The organism is Streptomyces endophytica (genome assembly GCF_026153355.1).
GTDB classification, from domain to species: Bacteria; Actinomycetota; Actinomycetes; order Streptomycetales; family Streptomycetaceae; genus Streptomyces; species Streptomyces endophytica.
This window is the reverse complement of the sequence record NZ_CP110636.1, coordinates 607506-633872: the sequence shown is the minus strand read 5'-3', so window position 1 is coordinate 633872 and position 26367 is coordinate 607506. Positions and strand designations below refer to the sequence as shown.

26 protein-coding genes and 5 pseudogenes are annotated in these 26367 nt (G+C 70.9%); 20 read left to right on the top strand and 11 right to left on the bottom strand.

All coding sequences use genetic code 11. The features are described 5' to 3' along the window. Window positions 1-77: 77 nt before the first annotated feature. The 11 genes and pseudogenes from OJ254_RS02815 to OJ254_RS02765 all read left to right on the top strand — a co-directional run bounded on the left by OJ254_RS02815 (window position 78) and on the right by OJ254_RS02765 (window position 10240). The gene (locus OJ254_RS02815) at window positions 78-1409 is read left to right on the top strand and encodes an MraY family glycosyltransferase (protein WP_265361099.1); all 1332 of its coding nucleotides are present in this window, start codon (window positions 78-80) and stop codon (window positions 1407-1409) included. Between the two features lie 289 nt (window positions 1410-1698). Beyond that, window positions 1699-2136, top strand: coding sequence for a Cg1360 family ATP-synthase-associated protein (locus tag OJ254_RS02810; RefSeq protein WP_265361098.1), 438 nt, complete (start codon window positions 1699-1701; stop codon window positions 2134-2136). Window positions 2137-2415: 279 nt separating this feature from the next. Beyond that, window positions 2416-3209 (top strand): annotated as a pseudogene (atpB, locus tag OJ254_RS02805) (F0F1 ATP synthase subunit A). Window positions 3210-3285: 76 nt separating this feature from the next. Then, window positions 3286-3552 carry an ATP synthase F0 subunit C gene (atpE, locus tag OJ254_RS02800; RefSeq protein WP_030811000.1) on the top strand — a complete coding sequence of 89 codons (267 nt, stop codon included), beginning with the start codon at window positions 3286-3288 and terminating at the stop codon, window positions 3550-3552. 39 nt (window positions 3553-3591) lie between these two features. Beyond that, complete coding sequence (locus OJ254_RS02795; RefSeq protein WP_265361096.1) at window positions 3592-4158, top strand: F0F1 ATP synthase subunit B; 567 nt, start codon at window positions 3592-3594, stop codon at window positions 4156-4158. Further along, a complete protein-coding gene (locus tag OJ254_RS02790) occupies window positions 4155-4970 on the top strand; it encodes a F0F1 ATP synthase subunit delta (RefSeq protein WP_265361095.1) in 816 nt (271 codons plus the stop codon). The genes OJ254_RS02795 and OJ254_RS02790 overlap by 4 nt, the downstream gene beginning before the upstream one ends. 210 nt (window positions 4971-5180) lie before the next feature. Further along, entirely contained in the window at window positions 5181-6773 is a 1593-nt protein-coding gene (gene atpA, locus OJ254_RS02785) for a F0F1 ATP synthase subunit alpha (protein WP_265361093.1), read from the top strand. Between the two features lie 20 nt (window positions 6774-6793). Next, entirely contained in the window at window positions 6794-7714 is a 921-nt protein-coding gene (locus OJ254_RS02780) for a F0F1 ATP synthase subunit gamma (RefSeq protein ID WP_265361091.1), read from the top strand. A gap of 5 nt (window positions 7715-7719) precedes the next feature. Next, window positions 7720-9162, top strand: coding sequence for a F0F1 ATP synthase subunit beta (gene atpD / locus OJ254_RS02775; protein ID WP_265361090.1), 1443 nt, complete (start codon window positions 7720-7722; stop codon window positions 9160-9162). Between the two features lie 108 nt (window positions 9163-9270). Next, window positions 9271-9654 (top strand): F0F1 ATP synthase subunit epsilon, encoded by a 384-nt coding sequence (locus OJ254_RS02770; protein ID WP_030981912.1) that lies wholly within the window; start codon window positions 9271-9273, stop codon window positions 9652-9654. Between the two features lie 142 nt (window positions 9655-9796). Beyond that, the gene (locus OJ254_RS02765) at window positions 9797-10240 is read left to right on the top strand and encodes a DUF2550 domain-containing protein (protein ID WP_030414133.1); all 444 of its coding nucleotides are present in this window, start codon (window positions 9797-9799) and stop codon (window positions 10238-10240) included. A gap of 297 nt (window positions 10241-10537) precedes the next feature. Here the strand turns inward: OJ254_RS02765 and OJ254_RS02760 are convergent, their stop codons facing one another. Then, a complete protein-coding gene (locus OJ254_RS02760; protein WP_261955681.1) occupies window positions 10538-11227 on the bottom strand; it encodes a response regulator in 690 nt (229 codons plus the stop codon). Beyond that, entirely contained in the window at window positions 11224-12462 is a 1239-nt protein-coding gene (locus tag OJ254_RS02755) for a sensor histidine kinase (RefSeq protein WP_265361088.1), read from the bottom strand. Before OJ254_RS02755 ends, OJ254_RS02760 begins: the two co-directional genes overlap by 4 nt. 172 nt (window positions 12463-12634) lie before the next feature. Here OJ254_RS02755 and OJ254_RS02750 point away from each other — a divergent pair, with 172 nt between their 5' ends. Then, window positions 12635-13222 (top strand): hypothetical protein, encoded by a 588-nt coding sequence (locus tag OJ254_RS02750; protein ID WP_265361087.1) that lies wholly within the window; start codon window positions 12635-12637, stop codon window positions 13220-13222. Between the two features lie 108 nt (window positions 13223-13330). Here the strand turns inward: OJ254_RS02750 and OJ254_RS02745 are convergent, their stop codons facing one another. The 3 genes and pseudogenes from OJ254_RS02745 to OJ254_RS02735 all read right to left on the bottom strand — a co-directional run bounded on the left by OJ254_RS02745 (window position 13331) and on the right by OJ254_RS02735 (window position 15463). Continuing rightward, window positions 13331-13903 carry a cob(I)yrinic acid a,c-diamide adenosyltransferase gene (locus OJ254_RS02745; protein WP_261955678.1) on the bottom strand — a complete coding sequence of 191 codons (573 nt, stop codon included), beginning with the start codon at window positions 13901-13903 and terminating at the stop codon, window positions 13331-13333. Between the two features lie 10 nt (window positions 13904-13913). Next, entirely contained in the window at window positions 13914-14669 is a 756-nt protein-coding gene (locus tag OJ254_RS02740; protein ID WP_265361086.1) for an ABC transporter permease, read from the bottom strand. A gap of 12 nt (window positions 14670-14681) precedes the next feature. Continuing rightward, window positions 14682-15463: pseudogene (locus tag OJ254_RS02735) on the bottom strand (ABC transporter ATP-binding protein). A gap of 80 nt (window positions 15464-15543) precedes the next feature. On the opposite strand from OJ254_RS02735, the gene OJ254_RS02730 reads away from it, so the two are divergent. The 4 genes and pseudogenes from OJ254_RS02730 to OJ254_RS02720 all read left to right on the top strand — a co-directional run bounded on the left by OJ254_RS02730 (window position 15544) and on the right by OJ254_RS02720 (window position 17731). Further along, window positions 15544-16185 carry a TetR/AcrR family transcriptional regulator gene (locus OJ254_RS02730; RefSeq protein ID WP_265361085.1) on the top strand — a complete coding sequence of 214 codons (642 nt, stop codon included), beginning with the start codon at window positions 15544-15546 and terminating at the stop codon, window positions 16183-16185. Between the two features lie 265 nt (window positions 16186-16450). Beyond that, window positions 16451-16902, top strand: a pseudogene (locus tag OJ254_RS31370) (3-hydroxyacyl-CoA dehydrogenase family protein); the annotation flags it as partial. Window positions 16903-16962: 60 nt separating this feature from the next. Beyond that, on the top strand, window positions 16963-17262 hold the full coding sequence (locus OJ254_RS31365; protein ID WP_423835994.1) for a 3-hydroxyacyl-CoA dehydrogenase family protein: 300 nt from the start codon (window positions 16963-16965) through the stop codon (window positions 17260-17262). Between the two features lie 145 nt (window positions 17263-17407). Further along, window positions 17408-17731 carry an STAS domain-containing protein gene (locus OJ254_RS02720; RefSeq protein WP_030414124.1) on the top strand — a complete coding sequence of 108 codons (324 nt, stop codon included), beginning with the start codon at window positions 17408-17410 and terminating at the stop codon, window positions 17729-17731. Between the two features lie 438 nt (window positions 17732-18169). On the opposite strand, the gene OJ254_RS31865 is transcribed toward OJ254_RS02720, so the two are convergent. After that, window positions 18170-18745, bottom strand: coding sequence for a hypothetical protein (locus OJ254_RS31865; RefSeq protein WP_341483550.1), 576 nt, complete (start codon window positions 18743-18745; stop codon window positions 18170-18172). Between OJ254_RS31865 and OJ254_RS31860 the strand changes: the two genes are divergently transcribed. Both OJ254_RS31860 and OJ254_RS31855 read left to right on the top strand, forming a co-directional pair. After that, window positions 18688-19245, top strand: coding sequence for a hypothetical protein (locus OJ254_RS31860; RefSeq protein ID WP_341483549.1), 558 nt, complete (start codon window positions 18688-18690; stop codon window positions 19243-19245). The genes OJ254_RS31865 and OJ254_RS31860 overlap by 58 nt on opposite strands. Window positions 19246-19363: 118 nt before the next feature. Then, a complete protein-coding gene (locus OJ254_RS31855) occupies window positions 19364-20755 on the top strand; it encodes a hypothetical protein (protein WP_341483548.1) in 1392 nt (463 codons plus the stop codon). On the opposite strand, the pseudogene nucS reads toward OJ254_RS31855, so the two are convergent. Continuing rightward, window positions 20707-21367: pseudogene (gene nucS, locus OJ254_RS02710) on the bottom strand (endonuclease NucS). The gene OJ254_RS31855 and the pseudogene nucS overlap by 49 nt on opposite strands. A 249-nt stretch (window positions 21368-21616) precedes the next feature. Between nucS and OJ254_RS02705 the strand changes: the two are divergent. Continuing rightward, window positions 21617-22009 carry an SCO5389 family protein gene (locus OJ254_RS02705; RefSeq protein WP_030414121.1) on the top strand — a complete coding sequence of 131 codons (393 nt, stop codon included), beginning with the start codon at window positions 21617-21619 and terminating at the stop codon, window positions 22007-22009. Window positions 22010-22116: 107 nt separating this feature from the next. On the opposite strand, the gene OJ254_RS02700 is transcribed toward OJ254_RS02705, so the two are convergent. Beyond that, complete coding sequence (locus OJ254_RS02700) at window positions 22117-23166, bottom strand: LLM class flavin-dependent oxidoreductase (RefSeq protein WP_265361084.1); 1050 nt, start codon at window positions 23164-23166, stop codon at window positions 22117-22119. A gap of 193 nt (window positions 23167-23359) precedes the next feature. Between OJ254_RS02700 and OJ254_RS02695 the strand changes: the two genes are divergently transcribed. Next, window positions 23360-23677, top strand: a complete 318-nt coding sequence (locus tag OJ254_RS02695; protein ID WP_261955670.1) for an ATP/GTP-binding protein — start codon at window positions 23360-23362, stop codon at window positions 23675-23677. A gap of 33 nt (window positions 23678-23710) precedes the next feature. On the opposite strand, the gene OJ254_RS02690 is transcribed toward OJ254_RS02695, so the two are convergent. The 3 genes and pseudogenes from OJ254_RS02690 to OJ254_RS30730 all read right to left on the bottom strand — a co-directional run bounded on the left by OJ254_RS02690 (window position 23711) and on the right by OJ254_RS30730 (window position 26155). Continuing rightward, a complete protein-coding gene (locus OJ254_RS02690) occupies window positions 23711-24589 on the bottom strand; it encodes an ABC transporter permease (RefSeq protein ID WP_423835810.1) in 879 nt (292 codons plus the stop codon). After that, complete coding sequence (locus OJ254_RS02685; protein ID WP_265361083.1) at window positions 24586-24969, bottom strand: hypothetical protein; 384 nt, start codon at window positions 24967-24969, stop codon at window positions 24586-24588. Before OJ254_RS02685 ends, OJ254_RS02690 begins: the two co-directional genes overlap by 4 nt. Next, window positions 24966-26155, bottom strand: a pseudogene (locus OJ254_RS30730) (ABC transporter ATP-binding protein). Before OJ254_RS30730 ends, OJ254_RS02685 begins: the two are co-directional and overlap by 4 nt. Between the last annotated feature and the right edge of the window lie 212 nt (window positions 26156-26367).

Here is a 26367-nt window from a genome sequence, read left to right as displayed (position 1 = left end):
TCCTGTATTCACGGCCAGGGGGCGGACCCGCATAGGGTGTGGGGCTGTGATGGCCAGCTATACCTCTGGGGCAGCCCGTGCGTGAATACCTGCTGACGCTGTGCGTCACGGCCGCGATCACCTATCTGCTGACCGGGCCGGTGCGGAAATTCGCGATCGCGGCCGGCGCGATGCCGGAGATCCGCGCGCGTGACGTGCACCGCGAGCCGACACCGCGGCTCGGCGGCATCGCCATGTTCGGCGGGCTGTGCGCCGGTCTGCTGGTGGCCTCGCACCTGACCAACCTCAAGAGCGTCTTCGAGAACTCCGACGAGCCGCGGGCGCTGCTGTCCGGCGCCGCGCTGATCTGGATCCTCGGCGTGCTCGACGACAAGTGGGGCGTGGACGCGCTGGTCAAGCTGGGCGGCCAGATGATCGCCGCGGGCGTCATGGTGCTGCAGGGCCTGACGATCCTGTGGATCCCGATCCCGGGCGTCGGCACGGTCTCGCTCACGCCGATGCAGGGCACGCTGCTGACCGTCGCCCTGGTCGTGATCACCATCAACGCGGTGAACTTCGTCGACGGCCTGGACGGGCTGGCCTCCGGCATGGTGTGCATCGCCGCCGCGGCGTTCTTCATGTACGCGTACCGGATGTGGTTCGGCTACGGCATCGAGGCCGCCGCGCCCGCGACGCTGTTCTCGGTCGTCCTGATGGGCATGTGCCTGGGCTTCCTGCCGCACAACATGCACCCGGCGCGGATCTTCATGGGCGACTCCGGATCGATGCTGATCGGCCTGGTGATGGCGGCCGGCGCGGTGTCGGTGACCGGCCAGGTCGACCCGGACCTGCTCAACCAGAAGGCGGGCGGTCTGCGCGAGGCCACCCACGCGATGGTGCCGGTCTACATTCCGCTGCTGCTGCCGCTGACCGTCATCGCGGTGCCGGTCGCCGACCTGATCCTGGCCATCGTGCGGCGCACCTGGAAGGGACAGTCGCCGTTCGCCGCGGACCGCGGGCACCTGCACCACAGGCTGCTGGAGATCGGCCACTCGCACAGCCGCGCGGTGCTGATCATGTACTTCTGGTCGGCGCTGATCGCGTTCGGCGCGGTGGCCTACTCGGCGAACAACGCCAGCATGTGGATTGTGCTGGGCATCGTGCTGCTCAGCGCGGTGGGTCTGGTGCTGCTCCTGCTGCCGCGCTTCACGCCGCGGGCGCCGCGCTGGGCGGAGCGGATGGTGCCGCCGCGTTACCGCAGGGTGGTCCGTACGGTGCTGGCGCCGGCGGCCGACGACGCGGACGGGACGACGGTCGACGGGGTGCCGGCGGAGGAGCCGGAGCCGGTTCCGGCGGGGATCAACGGGGCCACCGCGATCGGCGACCGGTCACGCTTCGTGGACCGGCGCAAGGCGGGCAGTCACCGCTGAACCCGGGCCGGGATCGCTCGAACGGGCACCGAAAACCGGGACGGTTGACTCCATACCAGACAAAAAACCGGCTGTCAGTGCACCAACGCGCGGGTTCACGCTCAAGTGTGACAGGGTCCACACGAACCAGGTAAAGACCTCATCAAATAGTTTGTGATACCGTTCACGAAACCCGGCGACAGAGCCGAAGGACCGTAGTGCGACGGTCCTTTGGCCTCAGGTTCCGCCTCAGGCCGGGTCTACGCTCGTCCCTGACGAACACACCCCCACCCCATGCCGGAGCGCCGCCATGCAGTCGAATGACGCCCGACTACTCCTTCACGCCGTTGTGCCCACGCTTGCCGCCGGCGTCGTCGCCGTTGCCGTGAGCGCTGGGGTCGCGGGTGCGACAGGAGCGATCGGCGCTGTCGTCGGCACCGTACTCGTGATGCTCGTCATGGGTGCCGGCCTGGTGGTCCTGCAGAAGACTGCGAAGAACATGCCGCAGCTGTTCCAGATGATGGGCCTGCTGCTTTACACGACGCAGATCCTGTTCGTGCTCGTCTTCCTGATCGCCTTCAAGGACACAACGCTCTTTGACACAAAGGCGTTTGCGTTCACCCTGCTCGGCACCACCCTTGTGTGGATCGCGGCGCAGACCCGCGGTCACATGAAGGCAAAGATTCTGTACGTGGATCCCGACTCCGCCCAGGGGAAGAAGGCGGAGACGGCGGGGTCGCCGAAGTGACACGTAGGGCCGAGATAAATGCCCTCATGCGGGCCTGCTATCGTCCGGTGCCAACTGCGGCACAGTTGGCGCAGGCGGCTGAGCTCCCGAGTCCTACGGGACGGAACGGGAAGTTCTCGCGGCCGATGCCTGCGATACGGCCCGGCCCAGCGCCGGCCAGCCGCCCCCTAATCCGTAAGACCAGTCCAGTGCCGCTCCGTGGCTCAACGCCGCGCCGACACAACGAGGTTGCCGTACCCATGCGCCACGCTGAAGGAGCTCGCGGTGAGTGCTGAAACGATGCTCGCCTTCGAGACCGACTGCCACATCTTTTCCGGGTGCGGCTTCGACGCTCCCGGGCTTCATAACTTCGTCTTCAAGCCGCTCTTCACCGTCGGTGGCTTCGAGTTCAACAAGCCGATGCTGCTGGCGCTGCTCAGCACGGGCGTCGTCGTGTGGTTCTTCTGGGCCGCATTCGGCCGGGCCAAGGTTGTTCCCGGAAAGCTGCAGATGATCGGCGAGGCGGGCTACGACTTTGTGCGTCGCGGGCTCGTCTATGACGCGCTGGGGAAGAAGGAGGGCGAGAAATACGTCCCCTTCATGGTCTCGCTGTTCTTCTTCGTGTGGATCATGAACCTGTGGTCGATCATTCCGATCGCCTCGTTCCCGGTGACCTCGATCATCGCGTTCCCCGCGGGCCTGGCCCTGATGGTCTACGTCCTCTGGGTCTACCTGACCTTCAAGAAGCACGGCTTCATCGGCGCCTGGAAGAACATCACCGGCTACGACAAGTCCCTCGGCTGGGTCCTGCCGCTGCTGATGGTCATCGAGTTCTTCTCGAACCTGATCATCCGCCCTTCACCCACGCGGTCCGGCTCTTCGCCAACATGTTCGCGGGTCACCTGCTGATCCTGATGTTCACCATCGCCAGCTGGTACCTGCTGAACGGCATCGGCTTCGTCTACGCCGGCGCCTCGTTCGTCATGACCATCGTGATGACGGCGTTCGAGCTGTTCATCCAGGCTGTCCAGGCGTACGTCTTCGTACTCCTGGCCTGCAACTACGTTCAGGGCGCGCTCGCCGAGCACCACTGAGCCCCCTGCCTCCCAGCCCAACAGCTGTCCGGTGGCCAACCCCCACCGGTACGTGAAATGAGAAGGAAGTAACGGCATGTCCGCTGCTCTCGAACTGGTCAACCTCGCCGCCGCCGGTGACACCGCCAAGTCCGCCCTGGTCGGCAACATCGCCTCGGTCGGTTACGGCCTGGCCGCCATCGGCCCCGGCGTCGGCGTCGGCATCATCTTCGGTAACGGCACCCAGGCCCTGGCCCGCCAGCCCGAGGCCGCCGGCCTGATCCGCACCAACCAGATCATGGGTTTCGCCTTCTGTGAGGCGCTCGCCCTCATCGGCATCGTCATGGGCTTCGTTTACAAGTAAACGAAACCCTCGACATCCATTCTGACGGAAGGCACTGATGTGAACGCCCTGGTCACCATGGCGGCGGAGGTTCCCGAGAACCCCCTGATCCCGCCGATTCCAGAGCTGGTCATCGGCCTGATCGCTTTCTTCATCGTCTTCGGCATCCTCGCCAAGAAGCTCCTCCCGAACATCAACAAGGTTCTGGACGAGCGCCGGAAGCAGATCGAAGGCCGGATGGAGGAAGCCGAAGCGCTTCAGGCCGAGGCCCAGCAGGTGCTCGCGGACTACCGGGCACAGCTGGCCGACGCCCGCCACGAGGCCGCGCGTCTGCGCCAGGAGGCGCAGGAGCAGGGCGCGACCCTCATCGCGGAGATGCGCGCCGAGGGCCAGCGGCAGCGTGAGGAGATCATCGCTGCCGGTCACGCCCAGATCGAGGCGGACCGCAAGCAGGCCGCGCAGTCGCTGCGTCAGGACGTGGGCAAGCTCGCCACCGACCTGGCCGGCAAGCTCGTCGGCGAGTCCCTCGAGGACCACGCCCGGCAGAGCCGGACCATCGACCGCTTCCTCGACGAGATCGAGGCCAAGGCGGCGTCGGACGCGACGAAGGCTGAGGCCGGCCGATGAACGGAGCGAGCCGCGAGGCACTCGCCTCCGCACGCGAGCAGCTCGACGCGCTGACGGACAACCCTTCCGTCGACGCCGCGAAGCTCGCCGAGGAGCTGGCTGCCGTCACCGCTCTGCTCGACCGCGAGGTGTCGCTGCGTCGGGTCCTGACCGACCCGGCGCAGGCCGGCGAGGCCCGGGCCGAACTGGCCGGACGACTGCTCGGCAGCCGGATCGGCGGCCCGGCCACCGACCTGGTGACCGGCATGGTCCGCGCGCGCTGGTCGCGCTCGCGTGACCTGGCGGACGCGCTCGAGGAGCTGGCCTTCAGCGCCGACCTCGTCGCCGCCCAGCGGGCCGGTGCCCTCGACGACGTCGAGGACGAGCTGTTCCGGTTCGGCCGGATCGTCGGCGCCAACCCCGAGCTGCGCCGTGCCCTGACCGACCGGAACGCGGCGGCGTCGGCCAAGACGGAGCTGCTGCGTTCGCTGCTGGGCGGCCGGGCCAACCCGGTCACCGAGCGCGTCGTGATCCGTCTTGTCGTACAGCCGCGGGGCCGTAGCCTGGAAGCGGGGCTCGACGCCCTCTCCAAGCTGGCGGCGCACCGCCGGGACCGGATGGTCGCGGTGGTCACCTCCGCGGTGCCCCTCAGCGAAGGACAGCGGGAGCGGCTGAACGCCTCCCTGACCGCGCTGTACGGCCGGCAGATCCACCTGAACCTCGACGTGGACCCCGAGGTCCTCGGCGGCGTCCAGGTACGGATCGGCGACGAGGTCATCAACGGGACCATCGCGGAGCGCCTCGACGAGGCGACCCGGCGGATGGCCGGCTGACCCAGCCACCAACTCAAGAGCTGCACAACCGGCGGCCAGACGCCGGACCAGCCGGCCGGACCGAGAGGTCCGGCTGCGGTCCGGAAGAAGCCCCGGGGACCAGCACCAGCATGACGGCGGCCCGAGTTGGGCCGTAAGCGGAAAGCCCCTGGGGACAACCCCAGACCCCGCAAGTAACTTCGGGCCCAACAAGGAGAGCAGGGAACCCAGATGGCGGAGCTCACGATCCGGCCGGAGGAGATCCGGGACGCGCTGGAGAACTTCGTCCAGGCGTACAAGCCGGACGCGGCCTCGCGCGAGGAGGTCGGCACGGTTAGCGATGCCGGTGACGGCATCGCACACGTCGAGGGGCTGCCCTCGACGATGGCGAACGAGCTGCTGAAGTTCGAGGACGGCACGCTCGGTCTTGCGCTGAACCTTGAAGAGCGCGAGATCGGTGCGGTCATCCTCGGTGAGTTCAGCGGCATCGAGCAGGGCCAGTCGGTGCAGCGCACCGGCGAGGTGCTCTCGGTCGCCGTGGGCGAGGGCTACCTCGGCCGCGTCGTCGACCCGCTGGGCAACCCGATCGACGGCCTCGGCGAGATCGAGACCGACGGCCGCCGCGCCCTGGAGCTGCAGGCCCCGGGCGTCATGGTCCGTAAGTCGGTGCACGAGCCGATGGAGACCGGCTACAAGGCCGTCGACTCGATGGTGCCGATCGGCCGCGGCCAGCGTCAGCTGATCATCGGTGACCGCCAGACCGGCAAGACCGCCCTGGCCGTCGACACGATCATCAACCAGCGCGACAACTGGCGCTCGGGCGACCCCAAGAAGCAGGTCCGCTGCATCTACGTCGCCATCGGCCAGAAGGGCTCCACCATCGCGTCCGTGCGCGGCGCGCTGGAGGAGGCCGGCGCCCTGGAGTACACCACCATCGTCGCCGCCCCGGCGTCCGACCCGGCGGGCTTCAAGTACCTCGCGCCCTACACCGGCTCGGCCATCGGCCAGCACTGGATGTACCAGGGCAAGCACGTCCTGATCATCTTCGACGACCTTTCGAAGCAGGCCGACGCCTACCGCGCCGTGTCCCTGCTCCTGCGCCGTCCGCCGGGCCGCGAGGCCTACCCGGGCGACGTCTTCTACCTGCACTCGCGTCTGCTGGAGCGCTGCGCCAAGCTCTCCGACGACATGGGCGCCGGCTCGATGACCGGTCTCCCGATCGTCGAGACCAAGGCGAACGACGTGTCGGCGTTCATCCCGACCAACGTCATCTCCATCACCGACGGCCAGTGCTTCCTGGAGTCGGACCTGTTCAACGCCAACCAGCGTCCGGCGCTGAACGTCGGTATCTCCGTCTCCCGCGTCGGTGGTTCCGCCCAGCACAAGGCCATGCGCCAGGTCTCCGGCCGGCTCCGCGTGGACCTCGCCCAGTACCGCGAGCTGGAGGCGTTCGCCGCCTTCGGTTCCGACCTGGACGCGGCCTCCAAGGCGCAGCTGGAGCGCGGTAAGCGCATGACCGAGCTGCTCCGGCAGAGCCAGTACAACCCGTACCCGGTCGAGGACCAGGTCGTCTCCATCTGGGCCGGCACCAACGGCAAGATGGACGACGTCCCGGTCGAGGACATCCGCCGCTTCGAGCGCGAGCTCCTCGACCACCTCCGCCTGGAGAAGAAGGACCTCCTGACCAGCATCCGCGAGGGCGCCAAGATGTCCGACGACACCATCGGGGCGATCTCCGAGGCCGTCGACGGCTTCAAGCGGCAGTTCGAGACCTCGGACGGCAAGCTGCTCGGCGAGGACACCACGGCCGGTTCGAGCAAGTGACGACGGAAGGGACCTGATCCATGGGAGCCATGCTCCGGGTCTACAAGCGTCGCATCCGCTCCGTCACCGCGACCAAGAAGATCACCAAGGCGATGGAGATGATCGCCGCCTCGCGCGTCGTCAAGGCGCAGCGCCAGGTGGCGGCGTCGACGCCGTACGCGAGTGAACTGACCCGCGCGGTGACAGCGGTTGCCACCGGTTCGAACACCCAGCACGCGCTGACGACCGAGGCGGAGAGCCCGGCCCGGGCCGCACTGCTGCTCATCACGAGCGACCGCGGTCTGGCCGGCGGTTACTCCTCCAACGTCATCAAGGCCGCGGAGCAGCTCACCGAGCGGCTCAAGGCCGAGGGCAAGGAGGTCGACGCCTACATCGTCGGGCGCAAGGGTGTGTCGTACTACAGCTTCCGCGAGCGCAAGGTCGTGGAGTCGTGGACCGGTTTCACCGACAACCCGACGTACGCGGACGCCAAGGCGATCGCCGCACCGCTGATCGAGGCCGTGCAGAAGGACACCGCCGAGGGCGGCGTGGACGAACTCCACATCGTCTTCACGGAGTTCGTCTCGATGATGACGCAGACGGCGCTCGACGACCGGCTGCTGCCGCTGTCCCTGGACAAGGCGGCCGCAGAGTCGGCGGAGTCGTCCAAGGGCGAGATCCTTCCGCTGTTCGAGTTCGAGCCGTCGGCCGAGGACGTCCTCGACGCCCTGCTGCCGCGGTATGTCGAGTCGCGGATCTACAACGCCCTGCTGCAGGCCGCCGCCTCCAAGCACGCCGCCACCCGGCGTGCGATGAAGTCGGCGACCGACAACGCAGAAGAGCTCATCAAGTCGCTCTCGCGGCTTGCCAACGCGGCCCGCCAGGCCGAAATCACCCAGGAAATCAGCGAGATCGTCGGTGGCAGTGCCGCACTGGCCGACGCGACCGCGGGGAGTGACTGACAACTATGACCACCACTGTTGAGACGGCCGCGGCGACGGGCCGCGTCGCCCGTGTCATCGGCCCGGTCGTCGACGTGGAGTTCCCCGTCGACGCGATGCCGGACATCTACAACGCACTGACCGTCGAGGTCGCGGACCCGGCCGAGGCCGGTGTCAAGAAGACCCTGACCCTCGAGGTCGCCCAGCACCTGGGCGAGGGCCTGGTCCGTGCGATCTCCATGCAGCCCACCGACGGTCTGGTCCGCCAGGCCCCGGTGACCGACACGGGCAACGGCATCACCGTCCCGGTCGGCGACATCACCAAGGGCAAGGTGTTCAACACCCTCGGTGAGATCCTGAACAAGCCGGAGGCCGAGTCCGAGGTCACCGAGCGCTGGGCGATCCACCGCAAGGCGCCGTCCTTCGACCAGCTCGAGTCGAAGACCGAGATGTTCGAGACCGGCGTCAAGGTCATCGACCTGCTGACCCCGTACGTCAAGGGCGGCAAGATCGGTCTGTTCGGTGGTGCCGGTGTCGGCAAGACCGTTCTGATCCAGGAAATGATCTACCGCGTGGCCAACAACCACGACGGTGTGTCGGTGTTCGCCGGTGTCGGCGAGCGCACCCGTGAGGGCAACGACCTCATCGAGGAGATGCAGGACTCCGGCGTCATCGACAAGACCGCGCTGGTCTTCGGTCAGATGGACGAGCCGCCGGGCACCCGTCTCCGCGTCGCGCTGGCCGGTCTGACCATGGCGGAGTACTTCCGCGATGTGCAGAAGCAGGACGTGCTGTTCTTCATCGACAACATCTTCCGCTTCACCCAGGCCGGTTCCGAGGTCTCGACCCTGCTCGGCCGGATGCCCTCCGCAGTGGGTTACCAGCCGAACCTGGCCGACGAGATGGGTCTCCTCCAGGAGCGCATCACCTCGACCCGTGGTCACTCGATCACCTCGATGCAGGCGATCTACGTCCCCGCGGACGACCTGACCGACCCGGCGCCGGCGACGACCTTCGCGCACCTCGACGCGACGACGGTTCTCTCCCGGCCGATCTCGGAGAAGGGCATCTACCCGGCGGTCGACCCGCTGGACTCGACGTCCCGGATCCTGGACCCGCGGTACATCACGCAGGAGCACTACGACTGCGCCTCGCGCGTCAAGACGATCCTGCAGAAGTACAAGGACCTCCAGGACATCATCTCCATCCTGGGTATCGACGAGCTCGGTGAAGAGGACAAGCTCACCGTCTACCGCGCCCGTCGTATCGAGCGGTTCCTGTCGCAGAACACCCACGTGGCGAAGCAGTTCACCGGTGTCGACGGCTCGGACGTCTCGCTGGACGAGTCGATCCACGCCTTCAACGCGATCGCGGACGGCGAGTACGACCACTTCCCCGAGCAGGCCTTCTTCATGTGCGGTGGCATCGAGGACCTGGAGAAGAACGCCAAGGAGCTGGGCGTCTCCTGACCCCGGCACCGGTCCCGGGGGCGGCCCTGGCCGCCCCCGGCCCGTACGACCACTAGTATTTGACCCAACATCTGCCACGCCAGGCAGGTGGAGACCCGAGGAGCCATCGTGGCTGAGCTGCACGTCGAGTTGGTCGCCGCGGACCGTCAGGTCTGGTCCGGCGAGGCCAGCCTGGTCGTCGCGCGCACCTCGTCGGGCGACATCGGCGTCATGCCCGGACACCAGCCGCTGCTCGGCGTGCTGCAGTCGGGCCCGGTGACGATTCGTACGACCGGCGAGAGCGGGGACGGCACCGTCGTCGCCGCCGTGCACGGCGGCTTCATCTCGTTCGCCGACAACAAGCTGTCCCTGCTCGCAGAGGTGGCCGAGCTGTCGGACGAGATCGATGTCCAGCGCGCGGAGCGGGCCCTGGAGCGAGCGAAGTCGGACGCTGACGCGGCCGCCGAGCGTCGCGCCGATGTCCGGCTGCGTGCGGTGACGGGCGTTCACTGAGCCCCGTCACCGACGAGATCGATCCTCAGCCGCGGGCTGCCCGGAATTCTCCGGAGCGGCCCGCGGCTGAGGCAATGCAGGTGCGTTTCCCTCCCCCGGGTTCCGTCCGGGGACACCCAACGAGGCGAGGAGGTCGGTCGAGATGGTCCTCGCTCTGCTTGTGAGCGGCGCGGTCGTGGTGCTGGTGCTGCTGGGGCTGTTCGTCTTCGGACTGAGGCGGCGGCTCATCCAGCGGTCCGGCGGCACCTTCGACTGCAGTCTGCGCTGGAACGTGCCGGAGAACGAGCCCAGCGGCAAGGGCTGGATCTACGGCGTGGCGCGCTACAACGGCGACCGGATCGAGTGGTTCCGGGTCTTCTCGTACGCGCCCCGGCCCCGCCGCCTGCTGGAGCGCTCCGCCATCGAGGTGCTGGAGCGTCGCACCCCGCAGGGTGAGGAGGAGCTCGCCCTGCTCTCCGACTCCATCGTGCTGGCCTGCCGGCACCGCGGCACCCGCCTGGAACTGGCGATGAGCGAGGACGCGCTCACGGGTTTCCTGGCATGGCTGGAGGCGGCCCCGCCGGGCCAACGAGTCAATGTGGCCTGAGTAGGGCGTCTCGTTGAGTGGGGGTGCCCCCGGACGGAGTCTGGGGGAGAGTCAATGTGGCCTGAGTAGAGGGTCTCGTTGGGTGGGGGTGCCCCCGGACGGAGTCTGGGGGAGGGGCCATGTGGCCTGAGGGCTGATGCGGGTTTCGAGGGGTGCGGGGGCCGGGCCCCGGGTCCCCTAGGGCGGGGGCGCACGGATCCCGTAAGGGTCGCGCGGGCCCCCTGCGGGGCCACAACGCGAGGGTGGGGGAGGGTATTCCCCAGGGTGCTCCTACGGCCCGCTCCTACGGCCCCGTTCCTAAGGCCCGTCGACTCCCAACTCCTGAGCCAGGACTGCCGCTTGGACCCGGCTGCGGAGGTCGAGTTTGGCCAGCAGGCGGCTGACGTGGGTTTTGACGGTGGCCTCGGCCATCGCCAGCCGTAAGGCGATGTCGGCGTTGGAGAGGCCGCGGCCCAGGCAGCCCAGTACCTCCCGTTCGCGCGGCGTCAGTGCGTCCAGGACCGCCGGATCGGGGGCGTCCGCGTCCCGTGCCGCCCGCGCCGCCGTCCGCGGGCTGGCGAATTCCGCGATCAGCCGGCGGGTGACCGCGGGGGCGATCAGGCCCTCGCCGGACGCCACCGTGCGCACCGCGGTCAGCAGCGCACCCGCGTCGCTGTCCTTCAGCAGGAAGCCGGCGGCACCCGCCCGCAGCGCGCCGAAGACGTATTCGTCCAGGTCGAAGGTGGTCAGCACCAGGACGTCCGCCAGCTTCTCGGCGACCACTTGGCGGGTGGCGGAGACCCCGTCCAGCCGCGGCATCTGAATGTCCATCAGAACGAGGTCGGGCCGCAGTTCCCGGGCCTGCCGCACCGCCTCCTCCCCGTCCTCCGCCTCCCCGACGACCTCGATGTCGGGGGCGGAGCGCAGGATGAGGACCAGCCCGGCCCGTACGGCGGACTGGTCCTCGGCGACGAGAACCCGGATCGGCTGCGCGTCGGCGCCTGTCATCGTTGCTCTTCCTCCTCGGCCGCGGGCAGCGCTGCCCGCACCAGCCAGACTCTGCCGGCCGGCCCGCTCTCCGGGCCGGCCTCGAATGCCCCGCCGAGCAGGGCGGTCCGCTCGCGCATCCCGACCAGTCCGGTGCCCGACCCCGGGGCGCGGGGTCCGGGCCGGTCGGCGAACGGGCTGCGGACGGTGACGGTGAGCGCCCCGCCGCGGTCGTGGGCGATCCGCACCCGGACCTCGCCGGGCGCGGCGTGTTTGAGCGCGTTGGTCAGCGACTCCTGGACGATGCGGTAGACCGCCAGCTCGACCGGGGCGGCGGTGCGCGGGCCGGGCCCGGTGCCGTCCGGGTGGCGGGCGTCGTCCAGGGCGAAGGTCAGCCCGCTGCTCGCGCCGTTCGTGCGGGCCTGGGCGATCAGCGCGTCCAGCCCGTCGAGGGTGGGGGTCGCGGCCGGCTCCTCGGCGTACTCGGCGGTGGCCTTCGGGTCGCGCAACAGGCCGATCAGCCGCCGCATTTCGGACAGCCCCTGCACGCTGTTCTCCCGGATGACGCCGAGCGCCTCGCGGGTCGCCGACGGGTCGTCGATGGACTGGGCGGCGGTGGCGTGGATCGCGATCGCGGACAGGTGGTTGGCGACCATGTCGTGGAGTTCCCGGGCCATCCGCGCGCGTTCGCCCGCGACCGCCTGGGTGCGGTCCATCTCGGCCAGCAGCGCGGTCTGCTCGGCCCGCAGCCGGGCGGACTCGGCGTCGTCGCGGTGGTTGCGGATGATCAGGCCGGTCCAGGCGGGCGCGATGGTGATCAGCGCGATGCCGATGACGACCATCACGACCTGCGGGTTCTGCCACGCCGCGGTCAGTGCGACGGCCGCCACGACCGTCACCAGCACCGAGTACAGCGGGATCCGGCGGGCCGCGGCGGCCCGGCCGTAGAGCACCGCCGCGTAGACGACGTCGGTGAACATCAGGACGGTGGCGACGAGCGTGCCGGCGCAGATGTCCAGCGCCAGGGCGGGCACCGCGATGCCCAGGGCCGCCAACGGGGCGGTCCGGCGCAGCAGTTCCGCTCCGGACATCGTGGTGAGCGCGACGAGGGTGAACGCGGGCGGCAGTCCCAGCTGCGGTGGTCCGCCGTGCAGGTCCATCGCCCACAGCAGCAGTCCGCCGAGCAGCCCACCGCCCGCGATGAGCACATCGAGTCGGTGCGGCCGGCCGAGGGCGGCGGGGGAGCTGGCGGTCACCCCTCCATCAAACACGGCGGCGGCGCCCGCTGCCTCCACGTCGCGGTCATCCCCGCGTTCCGCGCGCTACATCGAAAGATGCAGTCCGGGATCGTCGCAGGTGACGACGTTTCGGGCGGCGGCCGCTGGGAGGCTTGAGGTATTCGGTGGAAGATCCTGAGAGGAGGCGGCCGTGGTCGTCGCGCTGATCATCGCCTGTGAAGTCGGCTTCTGGGTGCTGCTGGCGGGGGGCCTGGCCCTGCGCTACCTGGCCCGGATGCCGCGCACCGGGGCGGCGGTGCTCCTGATGGAGCCGCTGCTGGAGCTGGTGCTGCTGATCGTCACCGCGATCGACCTGAAGAACGGTGCCTCCGCCGACTGGAAGCACGGACTGGCCGCGCTCTACATCGGCTACACGGTCGCCTACGGGCACTACACGATCAAGTGGGTCGACGGGCACTTCGCCCACCGCTTCGCGGGCGGCCCGCGGCCCCCGAAGCGTTACGGCATGGACCGCGCGAAGCACGAGGGGATGCTGTGGCTGCGCACGGTGGTGTGGGTGGCCGTCGCGATCGGGCTGCTGCAGGTGGCGATCTGGTACGTCGGCACGGACGGCGACACCGCGTCGCTGCGCGGCTGGCAGGGCTCCTCGCTGCGCATCCTGATGATCCACGGCGTGATCGCCCTGACCTACCTCATCTGGCCGAAGAAGGCCCCGAAGGACACCCCCGCCGCCCCCACGGAAGCGGCACCCGCTCCGCAGCAGAAGACCCTGCGCTGACGGGCGCCGCCGCCCGGTCCCGGCTCCGCCGGCCCGCCGCCGCGCGATCGAGCGTTCGCCGCCCGCTCGTCAGCGTTCGCCTTCCGTGCCAGGGTTCGTCGCCGCTCGTCAGCGTTCGCCGCCCGGTACCCACAGGACGTCGCCGATCTCCTTGTTGGCCGTGCGAGCCAGGATGAAGAGGAGGTCGGAGAGGCGGTTGAGGTAGGTGGCGGTGAGGGGGTTCATGGTGTCGCCGTGTTCCTCGAAGGCGGCCCAGGTCGAGCGTTCGGCGCGGCGGACGACCGTGCAGGCCTGGTGCAGCAGGGCCGCGCCGGGGGTGCCACCCGGGAGGATGAAGCTGCGCAGCTTGTCGAGTTCGGCCAGGAAGCGGTCGCAGTCGGCCTCCAGCTTGTCGATGTAGCTCTGCTCGACGCGCAGCGGGGGGAATTCGGGGTTCTCGGCCACCGGCGTCGACAGGTCCGCACCCACGTCGAACAGGTCGTTCTGCACGCGGGTGAGGACCTTGACGACCTCGGCGTCGAGCCGGCCCAGGGCGATGGCGGTACCGATCACCGCATTCGCCTCATTGGCGTCGGCATACGCCGCGATCCGCGAATCGGTCTTGGCGGTGCGGCTCATGTCGCCCAGGGCCGTGGTGCCCTTGTCGCCGGTGCGGGTGTAGATGCGCGTCAGATTCACCATACGGGCGAGACTACGCCGCGGCCTTCCGGAAGGCGCGGGTGCCGAGCACCACGGAGAGCGCGGTGAGGGCGAACGCGACCAGCACGCCGTACAGGACCGCCGAGGACGCGTAGTCGCCGACGAACGCCGCCCGTACCGCGTCCACGAGGTAGCGGAACGGCATGACGTGCGACAGGACGTCCAGCCACGCCGGCGCCAGCGTCATCGGCAGCATCAGCCCGGACAGCAGCATCGAGGGCATGGTGACGGAGTTGATCACCGGCCCGAATTCCTGTGGCGTGTTCACCTTCAGCGCCAGCGCGTACGACAGCGAGGCCAGGGACACGGTCAGGACGGCGACGAACACGAAGCCGATGAGGATGCCGGGCAGCGGCGCCCGCAGTCCCAGCACCAGCGCCGCCAGCACCAGCAGCACCGCCTGGAACACGAACAGTACGGCGTCCCGCAGCACCCGCCCCAGCAGCAGCGCCGACCGGCTCACCGCCGTCACCCGCATCCGCTCGACGACGCCGTACTGCTTCTCGACGATGATGCCGAAGCCGCAGAACGAGGCGCCGAACAGGCCGAGTTGGAGCAGCAGGCCGGGCACCAGCACCTGCCAGGAGCTGCCGGCCGAGGACAGCGGCAGCCCGGTCAGCAGCGGCCCGAAGAAGAGCAGGTACAGCAGCGGCATCAGCACGCCGAAGAGCATCTGGAGCTTCGAACGCAGGGTCTGCCGGGCGTAGCGGCCGAAGACCAGTGCGGTGTCGGACAGCAGAGGGGACATGGGGGTCGGCTCCTAGACGGCGAGGGGAGTGGTGTCCCGGGTTGCGGGACCGCGGCCGGTGATGGCGAGGAAGGTGTCCTGGAGGGACGCGTCGGGGGAGCCGCCGTGGGCGCGCTTGAGGGCGTCCGGCGTGCCGTCGGCGACCACCACTCCCTTGTCGACGATCACCAGCCGGTCGGCGAGCGCATCGGCCTCGTCGAGGTAGTGGGTGGTCAGGAAGACGGTCGTGCCGTGCTCGGATCGGATCCGGCGGACCAGGTCCCAGAGGTCGGCGCGGCTGCCCGGATCGAGGCCGGTGGTCGGCTCGTCGAGGAAGAGGACCTCGGGGCGGTGGGTCAGGCCCATGGCGACGTCCAGCCGGCGCCGCTGGCCGCCGGAGAGGGCCGCGGTCCTCCGGTCCAGGAGCTCGGTCAGGCCCAGCTCGGCGGCCAACTCCTCGGCGCGGTCCCGGGCTTCGGCCTTGCCCAGGCGGTAGAGGCGGGCCTGGGTGACGAGTTCCTCGCGGACCGAGACGTTCGGGTCGACGCCGCCGGACTGGGCGACGTATCCGCAGGCGCGGCGCACCCCGGCCGGGTCGCGGGCCAGATCGCAGCCGGCGACGGTCGCGGTGCCGCCGGTGGGTGCGAGGAGGGTGGTGAGCATCCGCAGGGTGGTGGTCTTGCCGGCGCCGTTGGGGCGAGGAAGCCGAGGATCTCGCCGCGCTCGACGGTGAGGTCGATGCCGCGGACGGCCTCGACGGGGCCGCGCTTGGTGGAGAAGGTCCGGGCGAGTCCGGACGCGCTGAGTACGGGCATGCCGCAAGAAAAACAGAGAGACTGAAAAATTGCAACGTCCCCAAAATTTCAGTGAGCCCAGGCAGGGGTAGCCTGGGGGCATGGCAGAGGGACTCAGGGAGCGGAAGAAGCGGCAGACCCGCCAGTACATCTCGGACGTGGCGACCGGTCTCTTCCTGGAGCGCGGCTTCGACGCGGTGACCATCGCGGAGATCGCCGAGGCCGCCGACGTCTCCGTCAACACCGTGTACAACTACTTCCCGGCGAAGGAGGACCTCTTCTTCGACCGCAGCAAGGGCGTCGTCGACCGGCTGTCGCGGTTCGTACGGGCCCGGCGCGCAGGGGAGTCCGCCGCCCTCGCGGTCCTGCGGGAGCTGCGCGAAGAGGTGGAGGGCGTTTCGCCCAAGGTGGGCCTCATCGAGGGCTATGAGCGCTTCATGAAGGTCGTCCACAGCTCGCCGTCCCTCCAGGCCCGCCTGTGGTACATGCAGCGCGAGCAGTCCGAGGACCTGGAGGCCACCCTCCGGGAGGAGACCGGTGCGGCGGACGGCGACCCGATGCCCGCCCTGATGGCCGGCCAGATCAACTGGGTGCACCAGACGTTGATGACGACCATCGCCCAGGAGATGATCGCCGGCCGCGAGCCGGCGGTGGTCTCGCGCGAGGCGCTGGTCCTGCTGGACGAGATGGAGGAGCTGCTGAGCGAGCGGGTCCTCAACTACGGGGTGCGGGGCGCCGGCTGAGCGCGGTGGCCCCGCGGTGCCCGGCCCGCCGGCCTCTCCGGGGCGTCCCCCTCGTGTGATGTCCGTCATGCGCATCGAACGCCGCGGTCCGTAGGGCCTTGTTGAGGGGGCGGCCGGGTGGCGGGTGGGAGTGACTCGCATCTCTTACCCACCAAAGGATCGCCAACGACCGCTAACGTCAGCCGAAGACCGACAGACTTTCAAATGCACAGGGTGTGAGGGGACAGCAGTGGCAAAGAAGCTCGCCGTCATCGGCGCCGGACTGATGGGGTCCGGTATCGCGCAGGTCTCCGCCCAGGCGGGCTGGGACGTGGTGCTCCGCGATGTGACGGATGAGGCCCTGGCCCGCGCAAGGGCGGCATCGAGGCCTCGTACGAGAAGTTCGTCGCCAAGGGGAAGCTGGCCGCGGCCGACGCCGAGCAGGCGCTGGCCCGCATCACCACCACGACCGACCTGGAAGCCGTCGCCGACGCGGACATCGTCGTCGAGGCGGTCTTCGAGCGGATCGACGTCAAGCGCGAGATCTTCCAGACGCTGGACAAGCTGGTCAAGGACGAGGCGGTGCTGGCCTCCAACACCTCCGCCATCCCGATCACCAAGATCGCCGCGGCCACCTCCCGCCCCGAGCGGGTCGTCGGGACGCACTTCTTCTCGCCGGTGCCGATGATGCAGCTCTGCGAGCTGGTCCGCGGCTACAAGACCAGCGACGAAACCCTCGCCACGGCCCGGGAGTTCGCCGAGTCCGTCGGCAAGACCTGCGTCGTCGTCAACCGCGATGTGGCCGGCTTCGTCACCACCCGGCTGATCTCGGCGCTGGTCGTCGAGGCCGCCAAGCTCTACGAGTCCGGCGTGGCCAGCGCCGAGGACATCGACACCGCCTGCAAGCTGGGCTTCGGCCACGCGATGGGCCCGCTGGCCACCGCGGACCTGACCGGCATCGACATCCTGCTGCACGCCACCGACAACATCTACACCGAGTCCCAGGACGAGAAGTTCGCGCCGCCGGAGATCATGCGACGCATGGTCGACGCGGGCGATATCGGACGCAAGAGTGGGCAGGGCTTCTACGAGCACTGATGCCGTGTCAGGTCATTGGGCCTGATGGGGTCACCCCATGGGGTGAATTCGGTATCGGTTCGCTTACAGGCGGCAACTTCGCCGCATGAGAGGCAGTCAGATCTGTAGACGTCCATGCATGAACCCATGACACAGGGGAGCGCATATGCACATCAGGGGCGACCACGCCGAGCTGGTCGTCGAGGGCCGCCTCGACGTCCGCAGCGCGGCGGACGCCCGGACGGCGCTGCACACGGCCGTCGACTCCGGTCGGGGTGACCTGGTGCTGGACCTCACCGCGCTGGATTCCTGGGACGCCACCGGCCTCGGTGTGATCATGGGCGCACACCGCAGGGCCGGCCGGGTCAACCGGCGGCTGGTACTGCGCGGGGTGCCGCCCCAGATGCAGCGCCTGCTGGTCGCCACCCGGCTCCACCGCATCCTCGCCATCGAGGGCGGCATCGAAGCCGAATCGCTTCCTCGGGTGTGACAGCCCGGGCACGAGAGGGGGCGCGCAGGAGGGACGGGGACCTGCGCGCCTTTTCCGGAAGCCCTGCGCTCCCGAAAGGGCGCGCACAGAACGCGCCATAACGGTTGAACCGGGAGTTTTGGGGCAGTGCCCGCCCCCGCCGGTGCAAGGCCCCGCGCTCCGGGTCTAAGGTTCGGTTCCCGCCCGTATGCCATCATCCGCGGCGGACACCGGACCGGACGTGACGGCGGGGGACCACCTGCCGCAGCAGACGCGCGGACGGCCGGAGCGACTTCGGCACGGTACACGTGGGAGCTTGCAGCATGGACCCGAACACTCACCGGGGACCTGAGGAATACGGCGAGCAGGGCACTCCTGCCGATCCGCCGGCCCCGCGTTCGGCGGCGCGCAGAGCGGCCCCCGCGGCCCGGCCCGCGTCGTCCGGCTCGTCTCGGGCAACTACCTCGTCACCGTCAACCCCGTCGACGGCAGCGAGATAGAGCCCTGCCCGCCCGGGGAACGCCCCGCCGAACCCGTCCGGCTCAGCGCCCAGGAGCGCGCCGCGGCCGCCCGCGCCGCCGCACCCCGGTGCCCCCGGGGCCGCCCGGATCCGCCGGCCACGGCACCACGCTCGAAGAGCGCACCGAGGACGTCGAGCGCCTGGTCCGGCTGCTCTCCCGCGGCCGCTCGGTACGCCTCACCGGCCCGGCCGGCTCCGGCCGCACCCGTCTGCTGGACGCCGTCGCCACCGCCTGCGCCGACCTCGCCCCCGACGGCGTGGTCCGGCTCTCCGGCTACCACCGCACCGCAGCCGACCTGCTGCACGCCCTGTTCGCCGCGGTCCACCACGCCCCGCAGCACCGCCCGGACCGGCCCGAGCTGCTGCGCCTGGTCGCCGAGATCGGCGCCATCGTCGTCCTCGACGACCTCGAATTCGGCGGCGCCGCGCTCGACGAACTGCTCGACGCCACCCCCGAGTGCGCCTTCCTGATCGCCACCACCCCCGACGTCGCCGCGCCCAGCGCCGGCTCGCACCTCGAAGAGGTCTTCCTCGGCGGCATCGGCCGGGCCGGCTGCGTACGGATACTGGAGCGCGCCGTGGACCGGCCGCTCACGACGACGAGGCGGCCTGGGCCGCCGACCTGTGGTTCGAGTCCGAGGGGCTGCCGCTGCGGTTCGTCCAGGCCGCCGCCCTGCTCCGGCAGCACGACCGGCACCGCAACCGCGCCGGCGCCCTCGACGACGGCTACGGCCTCTTCCCGGCCGAGCAGCCCGGGACCACGGACAGCGGCCAGGACGGCTCCGACGCGGACGGCGCCGACGGGACAGACGGCACCGAGACCCGGCTGCCCTCCCTCGGCGAGGCCGCCGCGCCCGCTCCGCTGCTCGCCGAGGGGCTGAGCGACGCCGCCCGGGAGACCCTGCGGTTCGCCGTCGCGCTCGGCGGCGAACTGCCGCACCAGGCCCACCTGCCGGCCCTCACCGAGGACACCACGCCGACGCCGCCCTCGGCGAGCTGCTGGCCTGCGGACTGATCACCCCCGTCGGCAGCCACTACCGGCTCGCCGCCACCGTCCAGGACCAGCTCACCACGGCCGGTTATGCCGAGGGCGGCACCGCCCGGGCGCACACCGCCGCGCAGCACTACGCCTGGTGGGCCGGCCACCCCTCGGTCACCCCCGAGCGGGCCGCCGCCGAGTCCGACGCCGCGCTGGCCGCGATGGCCGTACTGACCGGCAGCCGGGAGAGCGGCCACGCCAGCGCGGCCGTGCTGCTGGCCCGTACCGCGCCCCCGCCTTCGCCGCCGCGCTGCACTGGAGCGCCTGGGAACGCGCCCTGCGGCACGGCCAGGAGGCCGCCCGGCTGGCCGGCGAGGTCGCCGAGGAGGCGTACTTCCACCACGAGCTGGGCGTCCTCGCGCTGTGCACCGGCAGCCTCGACCGGGCCCGCGCCGAACTGGAGGCGTCCATCGGGCTGCGCGGGGTGCTCTCCGACCGCAACGGCGCGGTGGCCGGACGGCGCGCGCTGGCGCTGGTCACCGACCGGGCCCGGGTCGCCTCCGCGGCCACCACGGCCGTCCCGCAGCTCCCGCCGGCCGGCCCCGGCGGCAAGCAGTCCGCCGGGCCCCGCGGTGACGGACCGGCCTCGCCCGACGCGGTGTCGACCGCCAAGCTGCGGGTGCCGCCCGCCGCCGAGGCGGCCTCGGCGACCGTGATCTCCCGCGGCGTCTCCTCGACGGCGGCCACGACGGCCCTCCCGGCCACCGCGGACACCGGCGGCGGCAAGGGCGTCAAGGCACTGCTCGGTGCCCGCCGCAACCTCGTCGCGGCCGGCGCCGGCGCCCTGCTGGTGGCCGTCTTCGGCACCGTCATCACCCTCGGCATGACCTCCGGCGGCGAGGACGCCCCCGACAACAAGGTCAGCACCGAGCAGTCCACCGACGGCGGCAGCAGCCCCGACCTGCCCGCCACGGACCCCACCACCGGACTGCCGCCCACCGGCCACCGCGCCACCCAGCCCGGCCGGACCGGCCGCCCGGCAGCCCGGCCCCGTCGACCAGCGCGCCGCCACCACCGGCGAGCCCACCGACCCCGGCACCGGCTCGGCCGACCCGACCGCCGACCCCACCACCCGACCGGAGGGCCCACCACGCCCACCAGCCGGCCGACCCGGCCCACCCACCGGCCGACGAGCGAGCCGACCGGCCCGACGCCGACCGACCCCACCCCGACGACCACCGACCCCACCCCGACGACCGACCCGACGACCGAGAAGCCTCCCAGAGCAGCGCCGCCTCCGCCTCCGCGCCCGCGGGCAACACCCCGGCGGGCACGGACGGCAGCGGCACGGCCTCGGACGGCACGGCCTCGTCCACGGGCACGCAGAGCGCCCCGACCGCGTAACAGCCCCATACGACACACGGCGCGACGGCCCGGTACCGAGAGGACCGGGCCGTCGCGCCGTGTGCCGTATGAGGTGGTGTCGCCGGAGCCGGGTCAGAACAGCCGGAGCTTGTCGTCCTCGATGCCGCGCAGGGCGTCGTAGTCCAGCACCACGCAGCCGATGCCGCGGTCGGTGGCCAGTACCCGCGCCTGCGGCTTGATCTCCTGCGCCGCGAAGACGCCCTTCACCGGCGCCAGGTGCGGGTCGCGGTTGAGGAGTTCGAGATAGCGGGTGAGCTGCTCGACCCCGTCGATCTCGCCGCGCCGCTTGATCTCGACGGCGACGGTCTGCCCATCGGCGTCCCGGCACAAGATATCCACCGGACCGATGGCAGTGGGTATTCACGCCGAATCAGCGAATAGCCCTCGCCAAGGGTTTCGATCCGGTCCGCGAGGAGTTCCTGGAGGTGCGCCTCCACACCGTCCTTGATCAGGCCCGGGTCGACGCCCAGCTCGTGCGAGGAGTCGTGCATGACCTCTTCGAGGGTGATGATGAGCTTCTCGCCCCCCTTGTTCTCCACGTCCACACGGCCCCGTCGCCCTCCTTGAGGGTGCAGGGCGGGGACATCCAGTTGAGGGGTTTGTAAGCCCGGTCGTCCGCGTGGATGGAGACCGAACCGTCCGCCTTCACCAGGATGAGGCGCGGGGCGGAAGGGAGATGGGCGGTGAGCCGGCCCGCGTAGTCCACGGAGCAGCGGGCGATGACGAGACGCATGGTGCGCCACGCTACTCGACGGAGGGCCGGCTACGCGATTCGCCCTGGACCGGGGTGCCTTTACGGGGGAAACCCCCGCACCCCAGGCGCTCACCATTGGCCGGTTGTATGTGCAATCTCCTGGTGCGGGCCTCTTGCGCGGCATACCGTTGAAGCGGGGGGTCGTGAGGCGAACACGCTCCGTCGCGGAACCCCTTGTCCCAGCCCTAGGCCCCGTCCGTCCCGGCGGGGCCGCGAGAGGAGAACCTCATGTCGCTCGACGTCTCACCGGCCCTCCTCGAACAGGCCGAGCGAGGCGAGGTCGACGAAGCCGCTTTTGTCGACTGCGTCCGGAACTCCCTCCCCTACGCATGGGGGATGATCAGCTCCCTGGTGGCCCAGCTGAAGGTGGACGGCGGAGAGTTCGCCGACAACCAGACGCCGCCGCCGGACGAGCAGGCGCGCGGTCAGCTGCTGCGCGCACTGGCGAGTGACGCGATCCGTGGTTCGCTGGAGCGCCACTTCGGGGTGCGCCTCGCCTTCCAGAACTGCCACCGGGTGGCGGTCTTCCCGCTCGACCCGGCGGTGGACGACCGGCTGGCCCGGTTCACCTCCGTCCGGGGTCAGCTGCTCAACCAGTCGCCCGAACTCCGCGACTGCTGAACGGAGTTGCTGCCGCTGAGTGCGCGGGGTTGGGCGCGCTCCGGGAACGGTGCGCCAGCGGCAGCACCACCGCATGACGACGGCACCCGTACGCCGTCGCCCAGGGATCACACCAGTTGCGGCAGGACCTCCGAGCCCAGCCGGCGGACGTTCTCCTCTGTCGCCGCGAGATCGCCGGAGCCCTCGACGAGCAGCGCGAAGCGGGTGATGCCGGTGCGCTCCGACGTCGCCGCCAGGCGGTCCGCGCACCACCGCGGCGGGCCGACCGGATGCAGCTCGCACAGCAACTCCGTGTACGCCAGCGGATCGCGCATCGACCGGTAGCGGCCGTCGACCGTCACATGCGCGCCCAGCCCCTGGCGCAGCCAGCCGGGCATCGCCTTCATCAGGGTCTCCGTCGCGGCCTCGCGGGCATCGGCGATCTGCACCACACCCGCCGAGACGTGTGCGGCCGCAGCGATCTCCTCCGGCTCCCGGCCGGCCTCGCGCGCGGCCGCCCGCCACAGCGCGATCATCTCCGCCTTCTCCTCGTCCCCGCAGTGCATGCCCAGCAGCATGGGCAGCCCGCGCGCGGCGGCCATCCGCACGGACGACGGGGAGGTGCAGGCCACCACCACGGGCGGGCCCGGCGGCCCGGCCCCCGGTTCGTCCGGATCGATCAGCGCCTGGTCCGGCCGCGGCACCACCGCCACCTCGCGGAAGGCGTACCGCTCGCCCCGCGCCCCGACCCGGGGCTCGCGCAGCCAGCGCAGCAGCAGATCGAGCGACTCGGGGAAGCCGTGGTCGTACGCGGCGAGCCCGGAGCCGAAGACCTCCAGATCCACCCAGGGGCCGCCCCGGCCGACGCCGAGCGTGAACCGCCCCTCGGACGTCAGGTGCAGCAGCGCCGCGGACTCGCCGAGCGCCACCGGATGCTGGGTCGGCAGCACGCTCACCGCCGTCCCGACGCCGATCCGGCGGGTCCGGCCCAGCAGCAGCGCGGCCAGCGTCACCGCATTGGGGCAGACGCCGTAGGGTACGAAGTGGTGTTCCGCCAGCCAGACCGCATCGAGCCCGGCCTCCTCCGCGACCACGGCGGAACGCACCGCCCGGTGCAGTGCTTCCCCCTGTCCCTGACCGGGGAATTGAGCGGCCAGGATGAAAGCTCCCACACGCATCGCTCTCTGCCTCCTCGCAGCCGACGCGGCTTCCCCCCTTACAGGCAACAACGCCTGACACGTGCCAAGGGCACGGCCTCGCCGGGAATTTCCCGATGATCACAGAAACCTGCCGCCCGGAACGCGCCGTGCCGCGTGCCGCGTACGCTGGTGACAGCCCGTGACCCCGTTCTCCCCTTTATGAGGTGTGCCCGTGTCCCCGCGTCGAAACCGCCAGCGCGGCGGTGCGAAGCCCATCGACCGCACGGGCGGCGACCGTTACGGCCTCGAACGGACCGAGGAGTGGCGCGGCGAGGACTGGGTCGTACGGCAGGTCGGGGGCGGCGGCGCGGCCAAGCACTACCGCTGCCCCGGCTGCGACCAGGAGATCCCGCCCGGCGTGCCGCACGTCGTCGCCTGGCCGCAGGACGGCGGCGTCGACGACCGCCGGCACTGGCACCGGGCCTGCTGGAACGCACGGGACCGCCGGAGCGCGCGGCTCCAGCGGTCCCGAAATGCGCCTCGCTACTGAGGCCTCGCCCGGTTCCCCGGGCCCTGGTCGTCCCTAGACGTCGCGCTGGGCGATGGCGGCGTAGGCACCGCCCAGCACCACCGCGGTGACCCCGGCCAGGATCCACAGCGGGGTCCAGCCCGACGGGCCGCTGGGCAGGAACGGGATGTCGTAGAGCGTCGCCAGCGCGCTGGGCACCGAGTACTCGATGAGCGCCCGCTGGAGCTCCTTCACGCTCTCGCCCTGCAGGAACAGCGCCAGCAGCATCGGCAGCAGCACCAGGCCCATCATGGCGCTGATGGCACCCGCGGAGTGCCGCAGCAGCGTGCCCACGCCCAGCGCCAGCAGACCGAGCAGCGCGACGTACAGACCCGCGCCCACGGTGGCGCGCAGCCACTGGTCGGTGGTCGGCGCCGGGCCGTTGAGCATCCCGAAGTCGAGCAGGGCGACCAGCGTGGTGGCGATCGTGGTGATCACCAGCGCCAGCCCGAAGAACACGACCGCCTTCGCGGTCAGCACCCGCACCCGGCTGGGGCAGGCGGTCAGCGTCGTACGGATCATGCCGGTGCCGTACTCCGAGGAGATCGACAGCACGCCCAGGGTGATCACGCAGAGGCTGCCGAGCAGGACACCGACGAACCCGACGGCGAGCAGCGGGTCCATCTCGCGCTCCGAGCCCGCGGCGAGGGTGGCGAGCAGACCGATGCCGACGATCAGCAGCAGCATCACGCCCAGCGTCCAGATCGTCGAGCGCACCGAGCGGATCTTCGTCCACTCCGAGGCCAGCGCATGGCCGAGGTGGGCCGGCCGCACCGGGATGGACGAGACATAACCGCCCGCGCCCATGGGGGCGGGCGCCGCGACCGGCGGCTGCGCCGGCGGATGGCCCTGCGGCGCGGGCGCCTGCACGGGCGGCTGGGCCTGGAGCATCATCGTGCCCCCTCGGTGGCGGGGGGCTGCGCCTGCGGAGCCTGGGCGGGCGGCTGGGGCTGGGCCTGCGGGGGCTGGGCCTGGAGCATCATCGTGCCGGCGTCCTTGCCCTTGCCCGGCCCGTGCGCGGCGAGCGGCCGCGGCTCGGGCATCGGCTGCGCCTGGAGCATCATCGTGCCGCCCTCCTTGGCCGGGGGCGGGGCGGGGGCCTGGGCCTGAGCCTGGGCCTGGGCCTGAAGCATCATCGTGCCCGCGTCCTTGGCGGGCGCGGGCTGCTCCGGGGCCGGCGGTGCGGCGGGCGGCACGGGCGGTACCGGCGGCTGTGCGGCGGCTTCCTGCGGGGCGCGCTCAGGCTGGGGCTGCGGCTGCTGAGGGCTGGTCATCGGGCGTCCTCGGTGTGGGGCACGGGCTGGTCGGCGGGGGCGGCGGGCGGCATCGGCGCGGCGGGCGGCTGCCCGTAAGGGTGGGGCGCGTACGGTGCGGGTGCCCCGTACGGGTGACCCTGAGCCGGCGCGGGCGGCGGGTACCCCGGCCCGGGAACGGCGCCGGCCGCCTGCTGGGCGTACGGGTTGGGCATCTGGCCGGGAACGCCCGGCCGCCGTACCCCGGCGCGTACCCCGCCGGAACCTCCTGCAGACCGGCTCGCGGGTCGCTGGTCGAGCGGTAGTCCACGGCGCCCTGCGTCATCCGCATGTACGCCTCTTCCAGGGACGCCTGGTGCGGCGACAGCTCCCACAGCCGGACGTCGGCCTCATGGGCGAGGTCACTGATCCGCGGCAGCGGCAGCCCCGTCACCCGCAGCGCACCGTCCGGCTCCGGCGTGGCCTGACCGCCCGCCTCGCCGATCGCGGCGGTCAGCTTCTCGCGCTGCTCCGGCTCGGAGTCGGGCGTCCGAACCCGGGCGAAATCGGCCGAGTTGGCCGAGATGAAGTCCTTGACCGACATGTCCGCGAGCAGCTGCCCGCGGCCGATCACGATCAAGTGCTCGGCGGTCAGCGCCATTTCGCTCATCAGGTGCGAGGAGACGAAGACGGTGCGCCCCTCGGACGCGAGCTGCTTCATCAGGTTCCTGACCCAGAGGATGCCCTCCGGGTCCAGGCCGTTGACCGGCTCGTCGAAGAGCAGCACCTGCGGATCGCCGAGCAGCGCCGAGGCGATGCCGAGCCGCTGGCCCATGCCCAGCGAGAAGCCCTTGGAACGTCGCCCGGCGACGTCCTGGAGACCGACCACGCCCAGCACCTCGTCGACCCGCCGGGCCGGAATGCCGGACAGCTGCGCCAGCGACAGCAGGTGCGCGCGTGCGCTGCGCCCGCCGTGCACGGCCTTGGCGTCGAGCAGCGCGCCCACCTGGCGCGGCGCGTTCGGGAGGCTGCGGAACGGGCGGCCGGCGATGGTGGCGGTCCCCGACGTCGGTGCGTCGAGCCCCAGAATCATCCGCATGGTCGTCGACTTCCCGGACCCGTTGGGCCCCAGGAAGCCGGTCACCGTGCCCGGCCGCACCTGGAACGACAGGTTGTACACGGCCGTCTTGGCGCCATAGCGCTTCGTCAGGCCGACTGCCTCGATCATTCTCCGCCCCTCGCAAGATGGTCGGGGCAGAGGCGCCCTCGTGCCCCCGTGAGGATTAGGAGGCTATCGGTGCGTTGACGGTTCCCGTAATCCGCCCACGTAGCCGTCTCTCCCGCCGCGGTTGTTGCTCGCCGTTGCGCTTTGCGGCGCGCCGCACGTACCTGGCCGTCCCGCCGCGGGGCTTGTTCGCCGTTGCTCCCCCAGCTAACGCT